We start from the raw sequence: 15,031 nt of genomic DNA on the forward strand, positions 1-15,031 counted from the left end.
TAAGTTATTGCTAACAGGAACTGAAAGCGCTTCATTGTAAATATAAAGTGCTTTAATATAGGCTATTAGGCGGTTAAACCGCGATTTCAAAGTAGTATGCATGCTTTCAATCATTATTTAAAACGATATAAAATTCGATGAGGTAAAAGAAAATCTTATGGCAGAAAATTATCGTCATCGGCTTCCTCTCAATGCGCTTAGGGCTTTTGAAGCTTCAGCACGGCATTTAAGCTTTACGCGAGCAGGAATAGAATTGAATGTTACTCAGGCCGCTGTCAGCCAACAAGTTAGGCTGTTAGAGGAGCAATTGGGACTAGAACTATTTATTCGTTTACCTCGAGGGCTTGCATTAACTGAAGAAGGTTTTGCATTATTGCCTGTTTTGAGCCGCTCTTTTGACCAAATTGAGTCACTATTGTTGCAGTTTGAAGATGATCATTATCGAGAAACCTTAAGTATTTCAGTTGTTGGCACATTTGCTGTGGGCTGGTTATTGCCAAGACTAACGCAATTTTCAGAACTATACCCTTATATTGATTTACGCATTATGACTCATAATAATGTGGTGAATTTAGCCGCTGAAGGCGTTGATTTTGCGATTCGCTTTGGTGAAGGGCTATGGCCCCTGGTAGAAAATATCCCCTTATTTTCAACAGCGCATACGGTGCTTTGTTCAGAGAAAGTCGCGAGCTTACTTAATCACCCATTAGATTTAAAATCCCACCAGTTAATGCGTTCATATCGTAAAGATGAATGGGAAAAATGGTTTTTAGCTGCGGAGATTGAACCTTGGCGTGTCAAAGGCCCAGTATTTGATTCATCACGTTTAATGGTTGAGGCTGCGTTATTAACTGACAGCGTGGCATTGGTGCCAAGTTGCATGTTTAGCCATGAATTAAGTGCAGGGGAGTTAGTTCAACCTTTTGATGTATCTGTAACACTGGGTGGATATTGGTTAAGCCGTTTAAAGTCGAGAGTCATGACACCAGTGATGGCGATATTTCGCAATTGGTTGGTGGAGGAGTCTAAAAAAGAATAATAATTCGGTGCTATGCTATAAATAGAAATAGCACCGATATTTAATCTATTGGCATATTATAATGCTCATATTTAGCTGTTAGAATACCAAAGCTTCAGCAGAGAAATAATTCTTTTTATTAATAGGGAGTTCAGTACTATTAATATTCGTAATGGTTTCAGTAAAGAAATAGATTGGCGAAACATTAAATATTTGTGCCAATTGGTAAATGGTATCGACATGAATATTAACTTCACCATTTTCATAGCGTGATTGGTGCTGTTGGCTAATACCTAACAACATGCTTAACTCTTTACCACTCATTCCGTGACTTTCTCTTAATGATCTTATTTTTAAACCGACGGATTTAGATATTTTTCGTTTCATGATTCTCTCTCTAATTTATTTTAAATATTGCAATGGAATATAATTAAATATTTTTAATGTAATTTTTTAGTGTTGGTATTACTACTTAATTTATTCATTAAATGTCATGAGACTGAAAGAATTTTTTAATATCAATCTCAAAATACGTTGCATATTGGAACAATCTATCTAAAGTAATTCTATTCACGCCTCTTTCATATCGTGACTGCTGTTGTGGGCTGATGCCAATAACCTCGGATAATTCATTAACTGAAAGTCCATTCGTTTTCCGATAAAAAAGTATTTTTTTGCCAATTAGGTAAGATACTGAATAAGGCATGTATACTCCTATAGTTATCTTTTTATTTCTAAATAAACACTATGAAAGATTACTTCTCTATCTTAACCATTTTAATAAAATAGTAAATTTGCTATTTATCAATTGTTCGATGATATTTTTCGATGTTAGCAATAAAAATCAAATTATAAATAAATTAATATCTTTTTATGATGAATGTTGAATGCTATTTATTCATATCTTATGTTAACCGACGCTGTTGAGTTTGCAGTTCCTGCAGTTATATTATTAGCAGTTTTAATATATCTAGCTTTCCAATTAAAAATATAATCGCCACCTGCAACATTGTTTTGCAAAGTGAACTTTGAATTGAGCTTTATCGGGTTACTGTTTCTATCCAATAATTGGATAGCGACTCCGGTCGCTTGCCCTTGCCCAGACAATTTAATCTTCCCTGTATTGGTATCAACATACCCAGCACTACTTGTGACTGTCACTTTTAGATTGGTGCCCGCAGCGCAGCTTAATGTAATGGGTATATTGACACTATTACTGGTAGAGCCCACAGATTTAAATTGAGTGTCATACCAAGTTCCTAAGTTAACATTGTAACTATTTGCTTTTGTTGAGCACTTTAATACATTAATTTTGATAGCACCTGCTGGAATATTCAACGATGTTAAATTCCACGTACTGTTATGTGGTGCGGGGTTACGTTGTGTTAGTCTTCCCACATGCCCTGCCTTTAAATTTCCACCTTGTGTGACTTGCCCAGTTTTTTTAATGGTGATGGTCCAATATGGATTAGGAATTCCCCAAGCGGCAGGGTTGGCACCTGTTGGTGGCCCATAACGTGTATTTAAGAAACCAATTTCGGTTGCTTTTACTTGGATGCTAATACCCGGTATATTACTGGTTGCAATTTTATTACCGTTTGGTACCCAACCATTCACATAGTCAGCATGTAAATAGGCATCACCACACCGGCCATTACTCATTGGGCCTGAATATGTATTGATATGTGAGCTCTTAAAATTGACTTGAATAGTGGCTAAATCACGAGCCCCTGTATCATCATATTGCAGTGAATAGGTTCTTGCCGGTACATTCACCACAACATTCCGTAAATTAGGATTTTGAATACAGGCTGCTTGTGTATATGCAGAATAAGCAAAAGCCGAGCCTATTATTACAAGTAAAGTTTTCTTTTTAGTCATAAAATATCCTTAACATTTACTTTTTTTATTAAATGTCTTTCTTCTGAATGCTCAATCTCATTGATCTCCTTAGAATTGAAAATAAAAAAAGCCATAATATCAATTTCAAATATCTTAGAGTAATGATAAAGCCTATCAATATTAATTCGATTAATACCACGTTCATAGCGTGACTGTTGTTGTTCACTTACACCCACGATATTAGATAAATTTTCTAATGTCATGCCTTTCATTTTTCGGTAATAGGTGATTTTATTGCCAATTATTTTTGATATAGGATAGTAATTAGGCATACCGCTTTCCCCTATTAAAACTGATATAATCAAAACAAACTTACTTACTGATATGTAAATGTAAATTCTAAATGGCTTTTAAATGAACCTGCAACCATACCACTTCCATAACCCGAGACTCGTGCTGATAGTGGGATTTCAACATTTCGCGTTTGAGTATTCACATTCGCGGTAATGGTATCGCCATTTTTTATTGTTGTTTTATTGGCGGTATTGGCTAAATTTAATGCCACATTTTTCGCCGTACCATTATTAATAAAATGTTCAGTTACTGTTGAGTCTGGTGTGCCGGATATTTTCATTACAGCTTTGGTGGTGCCGACAGGGCAATTTTTTAGCTTCACGGAAAAATCAACCCACGGAGACTTTTGCGTATCTTTGATATTCCAAATATTAATTTTTTTCAAATCGATTAAATAGTTATTTTTTTCAACCTCACAAGGCGCTGCGATAACGACGCCATGCACTTTAATATTTGCTGTTAGCCCAAATGCAGTTAAAGAACAGCTCATTAGTGATAGTAATAGGATAAAATGTCTCATATTATTCTCTCTTTTATAAATAGGTAATGGTTGCCGTAATATTGGCGGAAATAGTTCCCGGAGTGGCATTACCTAATGAGCTAAAGGCACGTGTGCGTAATGGAATATTAATATTCGCTTGCCCATTTGTCGGAACTTGTAATACTTTTTGGTTACCTAAAGCGGTTGTTCCATTACCATTTTGTAGTTGAACAGCTAGGTTTTTAGCCGTACCTTGGTTTTTGTATAAGCTGGCTGCATCCGCAGTATCCGCAGTATCCGCGGTTCCTGTAAATGTCAGTTTTACTTGGTTAATAAAAGATGAACAATTATTTAAGCTGATATTAAATGTGTTCCAGTTAGAACCTGAACTTGCATTACGAAATACATCAGCAGAAATATTTTTCAGGTCAATATCAATGTTATTCCCACCGGTAATATTGCAAGTTGCGGCTCTAATATTTCCGGTAAAATTCAATGTCACTGTGCTAGCAGCAAATAAATTTCCACTGAATATTAAGCTACTAAGTAAAAGTAAATTTTTAGATATTTTTTTCATTTTTTATTCCTACTCATAGCGGATATTTACAGTCGCAGAGGCGTTTGCTGTACCTGGCGTGATACTCGCGGCCGTTTTGATATAGCGAGCCTTCCAATTGAACATATAGTCACCAGCAGGCACATTATTTTGCAGGCTATTCATAGTGTTCAATTTGATCGGGTTATTATTTTTATCCAGCAATTGTATTGCGACACCAGTGGCACTACCAGGTCCCGTTAGAGCTAATTTTCCTGTAGCCGTATCTTCATATTTAGAGCTTGTTACCGTCGCTTTAATATTGGTGCCCGCCATGCAGTTTAATGTAATGGGAATATTGATATTTGTACTGGTACTGCCAACAGCGGGAAATTGGGTATCATACCAATCACCTAAGTTAATGGTAGGAACTGAATTTTTTAGTGAGCAACTGAGTACATTTATTCGATAGTTAGTGGAAAAAGAGACAGTTGAAATAATAAAATCAGTACCTGTTTTTCTATTTTGTTGATAAAATCTAGCGAGTTGCCGTGTTGAAATAATCCCACCAGAAGTAACATGACCTGTTTTTTCTATACGAATATCCCATGTCGGATTCGTAAATGTCCATGTAGTTGCCGTATATGGACCATTTACAGGAAAGAAAGTATCTGGCCCAAAGCTATTAATTCTCGCTTTGATACCAATACCATTAATTCCACTTACGGCCATACCATTACTGACTGGTGCTAGATAAATACCAACTTGATTTCCGCCACAATCTTGACCAACACCATTAGTCGGGTTATAAGTCCCCGTATAAATCGGTAAAGATATAGATTTTAATTGATAAGACCTAGTGTCATCATATTGTATGTTGATTGTTTCATTAGGTATTGTTTTTTGTATGTTCCTCCATGTGGGATTTTGAACACAAGCTGCATTAGCATATCCTGAGTATAAATATATAAAACTCACAGTTAATATTGATTTATAAATAAGATTATTCATAACTGGCCTCCTTATTATCGGCAAACAGCAGTTGTTTTATATAACCCCATATAATTCGATATGCCTGCTAAGTTATAATTTACTTGGCACTGTTGTTTATCGTTATATTGAATAATAAAACTGCCATTTTCAGCTAAACCAGATAAATAAATTTCACCATCATTACCAACCATGTTATTTAACTGTGGATTATCTTTAAATATCGCTTGGGCACCAAAAGGTACAGGTTTGCCATCAGCAAAAGTTAATATCATAATGGCTCGATATCCGACATTTGCGGCAAAGCTGGCTTTCACCAGTGCACCACGGCTTGGTGCAACACTTTGGCTAGTTAACTCCATTTCCGTATTTTCAGGTAGTTCAGAAGTATCGATATCAATCACATTTTTACGGTAGGCAGTAACATAGGGCACGAGTGCATAACCTTGGTTATTAGTGACAACCCCTGCTTGGTTTAAGACGGGTACATCACCTGCATCTGGTATTTCAACAATAGCCGCGGTTTCGCCTAATTGTTGACCGAGTACAAGGCCGCCAGAGTGAGCCACTAAGCTGCCATTAACCCCGTAATAAAGGTTATAGTTGTCTTTGCTATAGCCAGTTCCGCCTGAAACTTCACCATATTGGCCTTTATAAGAGGCGTTCATATTGCCGCTCGTACCTTGTTCTTGAGTGGTGAAACCCTGCTGCATGCTCCAATTCAAGCGATTATTGAGTTGTGAAGCAGAAAGCCCAATACTGCCTGTGCTTGGGCCGTTACTGCTGCTGTTACTGTTAAAGTTGTAATAGAAGGTGTTATCAAACACAGTAAACGGCACACTGACCGAGAACGCTAATTGATGGTCATCTTCACTTTTCGTGCGACTGCCGGAGCTATAGGAGTAGCTATTGGTATTTTTGTTATAGGTATAATTCAAGCTATAACTAATGCCTTGCCAACTGTTGTTGTAACCCACGGTGGCAGATTGTGTTTTACGGTCACTATTCCAGTAGTCTTCATTGATATAGCCCACGGAAATTGAACCAAAGTTATCCCCTAAGTTTTGGCTGAGCGTAATTTCACCACGATTACGGCGGCGTTCAATTTCTGGAGCATAGTTTGTATTTCTATAACCATCAAAGACTTCTGCTAAACTGTAAAAGCCTTTAGTAGAGTAACGGTAACCAGCTAATGCGATATTAGTACCAATATCGTTGATATTTTTGTTATAGCGGAAACGATATGACTGGCCTTTTTCCTTAACGTCATTACTCAGCGTTGAATTTGCATGAGTAACGTCAATGGATAATGCACCAAACCGTCCAAGGTTTTGGCCTGTACCGATGGAGTAAGATTGGTAATGCTCACTCACTTGGCTACCACCATAAGCGGTAATACCATACGGTAAACCATAGATTAAGGTGAACTGACCAAATTTTGTTTTATCAATGCTACTGTCATAAGCGCGGTATTCACCGCCCGTTACGCTATAAGAAAAATATCCTTCACGCTGCAATACGGGTAATGAGGCAAAAGGAACGATCTGATATTGCTCGCTACCATTGGATTCTTTTATTGTGACATGTAAATCACCACTTCCCCCTGTTGGGTATAAGTCATTGATTTCGAAAGGGCCTGCAGCAACCTCGGTTTGGTATATAATGTAACCATTTTGGCGGATCGTCACCTGTGCGTTACTGCGGGCAATCCCACGAACGACGGGGGCGTAGCCGCGTAAACTCTCAGGGGACATATCATCATCTGTCGCAAGCTGGGCACCACGGAATGGCACGCTGTCAAAAACCATCGAAGGTGAAACACTATCCCCCAAGGTTAACTGACTTTTGATGCTATTAATGCCACGTGATGCGTAGGTATAGATGGTATCCCATTTACCGGATTGGTCAGTGCTACTTGACCATGTTGTGTAATTGCGTAACCGCCACGCTCCAATATTTAAGCCGGGTCTTAAATTTACATAATGAGATGTATTATCCGAACCACTACTTTTGCGATCGTAATTTTTAGAGCCGTTATAGCTGTAATTTAATAGCAGTGCGTTGATCCCATTATCGATATTGGCTAAGTCAACGTAACCCCTTGGGTTTCTATCCAATGCGATTTGGGGGATGCTTAAATATAAACGTTGAGAATCGAATTCAAAATTACTTGTGGCATCAGGAATAGCTGCAAGGTTTACACAGTGACTGCCTGCGGTTTGCAATTCAGGGTATTCCGCTGTTTTGATACCAAATTCTTTAATATCAGCCAGTGATAAACACGGAACTAATTGGTTATGGTTATTTTTTTCAAATTTAAGATTTTTAGCACCAATTAAGTTAGTGTTGGCATAAATATCAACATAGTAGGCACCAGCTAGTTGTTCATTATTCTCAAACTGCGACAAATCAACCGAATCTTTATTTGGTAACTCTAAAAAGTCAGGGTCAAAGTAGACATTATTTTCTGTTTTTTCTTCAGCATATAGCGATGCGGTATAGCCTAAATATAATAGTAGGCCTAGAGATATTTTATTTATTTTCATGATAAAGCCCAACTTATTTTATAATTTTATATTTTCTTTTCGAGTGCTTCTGGTGCTGCACCATAATCATTAATAACTTCCCATTTAATTGTTCCATTAGTAGTTGAGTTATTAACGTCAAAAGTTGCACTTGAGAAAGGTGCCACATAAGAAACATCATTAGCTTTTGTTCCGTTAAAGCTGATGCTCTGGAAATTCATAAAATACGGCGTTGGGTTTTTAACCGTAATTTTATTTCCAGATTTAGACCACACTAATTTTTTTTGCTCTTCAATAAAATTAACCTCTTTTAATGCTTTAGGGCGATAAATTAATTTCATTTGCGTTTTAAAGGCAATTTGTAGTGAGTTTTCTGTTCTTTCTGTTGCTGGGATCGTTTTTATATTTAACCAGAACAATGATTCTCTATCATTAGGTAATTTATTTTCTGTTAAAAATATTCTAAGTGCATTAGTTCTATCTGCATTTAGTCTAAATAATGGTGGTGTAATAGAGAAATCAGACTGCTTTTTTTCATCTATATTATCTATCCAAGATTGAATCAAATAAGGGATTTTATCTGGATTTTCTACACTGATGCTGACATCTTTGTTTCCCTCGTTATAAATAACACGGGTTCCACCAATAATAACACCAGCATTCGCAGTGTTTATTAGTGCTAATAAGGAAATGAAAATATAGATAATAGATTTCATAATACCACCATTGATTATTATTAGATAAGGCTTAAGTCCTTTTAAACCTTATTTATTACTTAGTTATAATTGATTGTGAAAGTTGCTGTCGCATTTGCAGGACCAGGAGTCACTGTGTCAGACTTAGCAATATAACGCGCTCTGAAATCTAAATTATTTTCCACATTTTGTTGTAATGGATATGCTTTAGAGGCAGTAAATAATGGAACAATTTTATTCGTATCATCAGTAATTTGAATACCAACGCCAGTTGCAACACCCGTTTCTTCTTTTAATTTAATAACTTCATCATCACCAATATAAGAATCAGCATCAAATTTCACTGAAGCTGTTGTTACTGTAGCAGGGCAATTAATTAATTTAATTGTAAATTTAGTTGCTGCCGCTGTACTTCCTGCGTTTGGCAATGCTTTTTTAGATACTTGTCCTAAGTTTACTTTTAGTGCATCAGAGCCAGCTGCTAATTCGCATGCTTGGTCAATGATTTCACCTGTAAAGTCGATAGTACCATCTGCTGCTAATGCATTATTAACAGCAACGATTGAGGTTGCAGCAATTAATGATGCAAGTAAGTTCTTTTTCATTTGTTTTTCTCCAAAAGATAATTATTTATTTTTCATTGAGTATATAAAAGCAATGGTTACTCAATTGAAGAGTATTTTGGGACTATTTTTTAAAATAAACAAGTTTTGTTAAAATTGGAAATATATAATCAAATATTAATGAATTTAAGTTTTTTAATTGAGTTAACACGCTATAAGAGAGGGATCGATATACTATATTTAACTAAGTCAAATATAATTTTCAATGGTTTTTTGACTAAAGTTAAATAACGATATAAAACCAAGAATAATTATAAGGAGGGATATAAGTTTAATTTATCTCTCATATGGTGATTATTTGGGGTTATACGGTTTTGACATATTAGACCACATACAGTGGATGTTGTATTTTTACTATCGAAAAATGAAATAATAGTATAGTTATCGGATTTGGTAGGTCTAAATGTGCTATATTTTGTTTTTATTCGTTAGATAAGATTAGATATGTAGTCTTAATTTGATGTGATTGAATTAAGACTACATGAACGAAGATTATTTTTAATTGGAAAAAAAGAGCAATAGCCTAACGATATGCTATATTATTTTATTGTTAACACTATTTGTATAAATAGAAATTATGTTCTGGCGATAATAGGCTTTCAGCTTGCAATATTTTTCTTCTATTCTGTTTACTATCCATTGTGCTAACTGGTATTGGGATGGCAAAATCAATAATTAATTCTTGAATATCAAGTTCGAGTATTTCGGAAATAGAATATAACGTATCAACATGAATTCGGATTTCGCCTAATTCATGGCGAGATTGATGCTGCTGACTAATTCCAAGTAATGTGCTGAGTTGCTGAATACTCATGTTTTGGTCTTTTCTTAGTGTACGGATCCGTGCTCCGATAATTTTAGATGTGTTTTTTTTCATACTAATAACCAATAATGATTAAGTAAAAATACTATGGAGAGAATGATTTTTTAATTTCATTACCATTTTTAATTTTTATTTTTTCATCTTCACTAAACGAAAAAAAGTAACTAATGTTAATATCAAAATAGTTGGAATATTGTTTTAGTCTATCTACCGATATTCGGTTATTTCCTCGTTCATAACGTAATTGCTGTTGCTCACTAATTCCAACAGTCTTAGCGAGAGTAACAAGAGAGAGTCCTTTATTTTTACGCAATGACTTTATTTTATTACCAATAACCGCAGAGACAGGGTAATAATTGCTCATTATTCAACCTCATTGATTTTTTATTCTTAATAAGTAAAAGAATGCCTTGTACCTTCAAGATATATCTATCAGGTATTATGGTTTCTATCTTGATTTAAATCACACGCATTCGAACTATACAGTTTTTATTTGGGTATTAGTCAAGATAATAGCCAGACTTTGTTAATGATAAACAAATGTAAAATCAAGATGGCTATTAAATGAACCACTTGTCATGCCTGAGCCATAGCCTGCCATTCTCGCTGATAGCGGAATATCAACTTTGCGGGTTTGTTCATTAACGGGCACCATAATTTTTTCACCGTTTTTTATCGTGGCTTTATTTGCATGGTGGGCTAAGTTTAATGCGACGTTTTTAGCACTACCGGTATTAACAAAATAATCCGTTGTGGTTGAATCTGGTGTGCCTTTAATCTCCATAATGGCTTCCTTGGTACCCATAGGGCAATTTTTCAATTTAATTGAGAAATCAACCCACGGTGAAGTTTGTGTATCCCGAATATTCCAAGCATTGACTTTTTTCAGGTCAATGACATGATTGATGGTTTCTAATTCGCAGGGCATAACTGCGACATAACCATGTACATTGATATTAATTTGTTGGTCTGCTGCCAATGCGGGGCTGGAAGCAAGACAGAATAAAAGCACCATTTTTTTCATATTATAAGCTCCAGTTTATAAATAGGTGATGGTAGCGGTGACATTGGCTGAAATAGATCCAGCCACGACATTACCTGCCATGCTAAAAGCCCGCGCACGCAGTGGAATAGCGATATCAGATTGCCCATTTAAGGGCACTTGTAATGTTTTTAGGTTACCTAGCGGTGTGGCACCATCACCACTTTGTAGCTGTACAGCGATATTCTGTGCAGTACCTAGATTTTTATATAAGCTGTTCATGTCAGCGGCGTCTGAAGTGCCTGCAAATGTCAGTTTAATTTGATTGATAAATGACGAACAGTTATTTAAATGAATATCAAAATTTTTCCAGTCGGATCCTGTCTGCGCGCTATTAAATATATCAATCGGTAAACGCTTTAAGTCAATATCAATATTGTTGCCGCCAGAGATATTACAAGTAGCGGCTTTGATATTGCCTGTGAAATTTAATGTTACCGTATCCGCCGCATTAACTAATAATGGCTGACTTAAAATATTGATAGTCAATAGGGTTAATATTGTTTTTTTCATGAGAACCTCTATTCGTAGCGAATATTAACGGTGGCTGTTGCATTCGCACTTCCGGGAGTAATTTTGTCTGCTGTTTTAATATAGCGAGCTTTCCAGCCAAAAATATAGTCGCTTTCAGGCACATTATTTTGTTGTGTCCACTGAGTATTTAGAGGGATGGGGTTACTTGCGTTATCTAATAATTGTACTGCAACGCCTGTAGCTTTATTCGAACCACGTAAACTTAATTTACCTGTTGGTGCATTATCTATCGCGTCAGATGTGACATTGACTTTAATATTAGTGCCTGCAGCACAAGATAATTTAATTGGAATATCTATATTGCTGCTGGTATCACCGACTTTTTTAAACTGGGTATCATACCAATCACCTAGATTAATATTGTAGGTACCCTGTTTTAAAGAACAGTTAAGCACATTGATATAGATAGAGTTTGGTCTAATTGCCAAGGTTGCCGTTTTATAAAAAGTAGATCCCGCGGCTTCATTGCGATTGGATTTTGTCGCTATTATTCCACTATCTATATATCCAGATTTAGTTACCGGCCCTGTTTTGACTAGTGTGAGGGTAAAGTGACCAGCTAATCCAGCGTTAAACGCACCAAATTTAGCATTTTTGCTAATATAGATATAGGCTGTCCGTGGAAACTGTATACTGGCAGGACATGAAGGGCAACTATCAGCCACAAATCTTACATATTGAGATATTCCATGCACATTTGTAACGAGAGGGGTTTGAGATGTTTGCCTATTAGCATAAGCATATTGGTAGTAGACCGGACCAATATTTGAGTTGTAAGAATCTAAACCGTTACACTGAGGATTGAAGTCTTTGCCTATATTATTAACATACATATCTAATGGAGCACTAGAATTTGCAATAATTGTTTTTAAGTCCCCTGTAAATGTATTGTCAAATGGAATGTTAATAATATGCTTGCCATCTATAAACGCTTCTCTAACAGGTTGACCGATAAAACAGTTGTAAGCTGCATTAGCTTTACCTGCTATTAAAATAATAGTTGTGGTGAATAACACTATAAATTTCATTACGTATTTCCCTCTTATCGGCATACCGCAGTAGTTTTATATAACCCCATATAATCCGAAACACCGGCTAAGTTATAATTAACCTGACACTGTTGTTTCTCGTTATATTGAATAATAAAGTTCCCACTCTCAGTTAAACCGGATAAATAAACTTCGCCATTATTACCCACTAGATTATTTAATTGTGGGTTATCTTTAAATATGGCTTGTGCGCCGAATGGTACGGGCTTCCCATCTGCAAAATTCAATACCATAATGGCGCGATAACCGACATTGGCAGTGAAACTGGATTTCACTAGCGCTCCACGGCTTGGGGAGACAGACTGGCTAGTGAGTTCCATTTCTGTGTTGTCAGGTAACGCCGAGGTATCAATATCGATGGTATTTTTGCGGTAAGCGGTGACGTACGGCACTAACGCATAACCTTGGTTATTGGTTACTACACCCGCTTGGTTTAATATGGGAACATTCCCTGCATCAGGCACTTCTACCAGCGCAGCAGTCTCACCCAGTTGTTGCCCTAACACTAACCCGCCCGGGTGAGCGACAAGGCTGCCGTTAGTTCCGTAGTACAGGTTATAGTTATCTTTGCTATAGCTAGCACCACCAGAAATTTCACCATACCTGCCTTTATAGGTGGAGTTCGCATTACCAGAACTGCCTTGCCCCTGATCGGCTAAACTTTGTTGCATGCTCCAATTTAAACGGTTGTTCAGGTGAGATGCTGATACACCGATGCTACTCGAACTGGAGTCTCGGCTACTGTGGTTACTGGCAAAGTTAATGTAGGCGGTATCTTCAAACAAACTGAACGGAATATTGACCGAAAAAGTAAATAAATGGTCTTCATCACTGTATTTTTTTGCCCCAGCACTCTGCGAATAGCTGCTGGTATTCTTGTTATAGGTGTAATTCAGCCCGTAACTGATCCCTTGCCAGCTATTGTTATAGCCAAGGGTTGCTGACTGTGTTTTGCGGTCACTATTCCAATAATCTTCATTAATATAACCCATTGAAATAGAACCGTAAGTATCCCCTAGGTTTTGGCTGAGGGTGATTTCACCGCGATTACGGCGGCGTTCGATTTCAGGAGTGTAAGTGGTATCACGGAAGGTATCAAACACCTCGGATAAACTGTAATACCCTTGGGTCGAATAGCGGTAACCTGCCAAAGCAATATTGGTGCCGATATCATTGAGGTTTTTGTTATATCTAAAGCGGTAAGACTGACCACGTTCTTTGCTGTCATCACGCATTTTGGCGTGAGATTGGGTAATATCAATAGACAGCGCCCCGAAGCGCCCCAAGTTTTGCCCAGCACCTATCGAATAAGATTGGTATTTTTCACTGAACTGACTTCCTCCGAACATAGTGATGCCATAGGGTAAACCGTATACCAAAGTGAACTGACCAAATTTGGTTTTATCTACATGGCTATCATATGAACGGTATTCACCTGCGGTGGTGCTATAAGATAAATAACCCTCACGTTGCAGCACGGGGAGTGAGGCAAAGGGTACAATTTGCACCTGTTCGCTGCCGTTCGACTCTTTTATCGTCACATGTAAGTCACCGCTGCTGCCCGTTGGGTAGAGATCATTGATTTCAAAGGGGCCTGCTGCCACATCGGTTTGGTAGATGGTGTAACCGTTTTGGCGAATGGTGACCTGTGCGTTGCTGCGGGCTATCCCACGTACAACTGGCGCATAGCCGCGCAAACTTTCAGGGTACATATCGTCATCGGTAGCGAGCTGCGCCCCACGAAATGGCACACTGTCAAACACCTCTGACGGAGAAACGCTATCCCCCAAGGTTAGCTGGCTTTTTATGCGGTTGATCCCACGGGAGGCGTAAGTATAAATAGTATCCCACTTATTGGACTGCCCTGTGCTGTTGGACCACGTGGTATAGTTGCGCAGACGCCATGCCCCAATATTTAAGCCGGGGCGTAAATTGACGTAGTTTGAGGTGGTGTCTTCTCCACCTTTACGATCGGTATTTTTAGAACCGCTATAGCTGTAATTCAGTAATAGAGCGGTAATACCGTTATCGATATCTGCAAGGTCAACATAACCCCTCGGGTTTTTCGCCAGCGCGATTTGCGGAATACTGAGGTATAACCGCTGTGAATCAAATTCAAATTGGCTTGTTGCGTCAGGAATGATTGCTAAATTGACGCAGCCTGTTTGGCTATTTTGTAGCTCAGGATAATCTGCAATTTTAATGTCGAAGCTTTTTAAATCATCCAGTGTTAAACAGGGAACAAGTTTATTCTCGGTATTTTTATCAAACTTTAAACTTTTTGCTCCGATTAAGTTGGTATTGACATAAATATCAACGTAATAATTACCAGCCAATTGTTGGTTATTTTCAAATTGGCTTAAATCGACCGCATCTTTATTGGGTAACTCTAAGAAATCAGGATCAAAATAGATATTTCCCTCTGTTGTATTATTGCCGATGGCATTTTCAGCGTATAAAGGTACCGTATAGCCTAAATAAATAAGTAGGCTAAAGCATATTTTATTTATTCTCATTTTA

General features: G+C 37.3%; 17 protein-coding genes. 1 reads left to right on the top strand and 16 read right to left on the bottom strand.

What is annotated here, in order from left to right; translation table 11 throughout:
* The first annotated feature begins 157 nt into the window (after positions 1–157).
* Entirely contained in the window at positions 158–1,039 is an 882-nt protein-coding gene (locus CYG50_RS20685) for a LysR family transcriptional regulator (RefSeq protein WP_102138825.1), read from the top strand.
* A gap of 78 nt (positions 1,040–1,117) precedes the next feature.
* Here CYG50_RS20685 and CYG50_RS20690 read toward each other — a convergent pair whose 3' ends face one another.
* The 16 genes from CYG50_RS20690 to CYG50_RS20765 all read right to left on the bottom strand — a co-directional run bounded on the left by CYG50_RS20690 (position 1,118) and on the right by CYG50_RS20765 (position 15,027).
* A complete protein-coding gene (locus CYG50_RS20690; protein ID WP_102138826.1) occupies positions 1,118–1,405 on the bottom strand; it encodes a helix-turn-helix domain-containing protein in 288 nt (95 codons plus the stop codon).
* Between the two features lie 97 nt (positions 1,406–1,502).
* Positions 1,503–1,724 carry a helix-turn-helix domain-containing protein gene (locus tag CYG50_RS20695; RefSeq protein ID WP_102138827.1) on the bottom strand — a complete coding sequence of 74 codons (222 nt, stop codon included), beginning with the start codon at positions 1,722–1,724 and terminating at the stop codon, positions 1,503–1,505.
* Positions 1,725–1,912: 188 nt separating this feature from the next.
* Entirely contained in the window at positions 1,913–2,899 is a 987-nt protein-coding gene (locus CYG50_RS20700; protein WP_102138828.1) for a fimbrial protein, read from the bottom strand.
* Positions 2,896–3,192 (bottom strand): helix-turn-helix domain-containing protein, encoded by a 297-nt coding sequence (locus CYG50_RS20705; protein ID WP_102138829.1) that lies wholly within the window; start codon positions 3,190–3,192, stop codon positions 2,896–2,898. The genes CYG50_RS20700 and CYG50_RS20705 overlap by 4 nt, the downstream gene beginning before the upstream one ends.
* A 44-nt stretch (positions 3,193–3,236) precedes the next feature.
* Positions 3,237–3,734, bottom strand: coding sequence for a fimbrial protein (locus CYG50_RS20710; protein ID WP_166265995.1), 498 nt, complete (start codon positions 3,732–3,734; stop codon positions 3,237–3,239).
* A gap of 13 nt (positions 3,735–3,747) precedes the next feature.
* Positions 3,748–4,272 (bottom strand): fimbrial protein, encoded by a 525-nt coding sequence (locus CYG50_RS20715; RefSeq protein ID WP_102138830.1) that lies wholly within the window; start codon positions 4,270–4,272, stop codon positions 3,748–3,750.
* Between the two features lie 9 nt (positions 4,273–4,281).
* Positions 4,282–5,241: a fimbrial protein gene (locus CYG50_RS20720; RefSeq protein ID WP_102138831.1), complete on the bottom strand. Its 960-nt coding sequence runs from the start codon at positions 5,239–5,241 to the stop codon at positions 4,282–4,284.
* A 14-nt stretch (positions 5,242–5,255) separates the two neighbouring features.
* Positions 5,256–7,766 carry a fimbria/pilus outer membrane usher protein gene (locus CYG50_RS20725; RefSeq protein ID WP_102138832.1) on the bottom strand — a complete coding sequence of 837 codons (2,511 nt, stop codon included), beginning with the start codon at positions 7,764–7,766 and terminating at the stop codon, positions 5,256–5,258.
* A 26-nt stretch (positions 7,767–7,792) separates the two neighbouring features.
* Positions 7,793–8,461, bottom strand: a complete 669-nt coding sequence (locus CYG50_RS20730) for a fimbrial biogenesis chaperone (RefSeq protein ID WP_102138833.1) — start codon at positions 8,459–8,461, stop codon at positions 7,793–7,795.
* 59 nt (positions 8,462–8,520) lie between these two features.
* The gene (locus tag CYG50_RS20735; protein WP_102138834.1) at positions 8,521–9,045 is read right to left on the bottom strand and encodes a fimbrial protein; all 525 of its coding nucleotides are present in this window, start codon (positions 9,043–9,045) and stop codon (positions 8,521–8,523) included.
* Between the two features lie 574 nt (positions 9,046–9,619).
* Positions 9,620–9,940 carry a helix-turn-helix domain-containing protein gene (locus tag CYG50_RS20740; RefSeq protein WP_102138835.1) on the bottom strand — a complete coding sequence of 107 codons (321 nt, stop codon included), beginning with the start codon at positions 9,938–9,940 and terminating at the stop codon, positions 9,620–9,622.
* Positions 9,941–9,971: 31 nt separating this feature from the next.
* Positions 9,972–10,250 carry a helix-turn-helix domain-containing protein gene (locus CYG50_RS20745; protein ID WP_102138836.1) on the bottom strand — a complete coding sequence of 93 codons (279 nt, stop codon included), beginning with the start codon at positions 10,248–10,250 and terminating at the stop codon, positions 9,972–9,974.
* Between the two features lie 162 nt (positions 10,251–10,412).
* Positions 10,413–10,910: a fimbrial protein gene (locus CYG50_RS20750; protein ID WP_102138837.1), complete on the bottom strand. Its 498-nt coding sequence runs from the start codon at positions 10,908–10,910 to the stop codon at positions 10,413–10,415.
* 15 nt (positions 10,911–10,925) lie between these two features.
* Positions 10,926–11,441: a fimbrial protein gene (locus CYG50_RS20755; protein ID WP_102138838.1), complete on the bottom strand. Its 516-nt coding sequence runs from the start codon at positions 11,439–11,441 to the stop codon at positions 10,926–10,928.
* 8 nt (positions 11,442–11,449) lie between these two features.
* The gene (locus tag CYG50_RS20760) at positions 11,450–12,490 is read right to left on the bottom strand and encodes a fimbrial protein (protein WP_232368218.1); all 1,041 of its coding nucleotides are present in this window, start codon (positions 12,488–12,490) and stop codon (positions 11,450–11,452) included.
* Between the two features lie 14 nt (positions 12,491–12,504).
* Positions 12,505–15,027, bottom strand: a complete 2,523-nt coding sequence (locus CYG50_RS20765; protein WP_102138839.1) for a fimbria/pilus outer membrane usher protein — start codon at positions 15,025–15,027, stop codon at positions 12,505–12,507.
* Between the last annotated feature and the right edge of the window lie 4 nt (positions 15,028–15,031).

The sequence above is a fragment of the Providencia huaxiensis genome, from assembly GCF_002843235.3.
Lineage (GTDB): Bacteria > Pseudomonadota > Gammaproteobacteria > Enterobacterales > Enterobacteriaceae > Providencia > Providencia huaxiensis.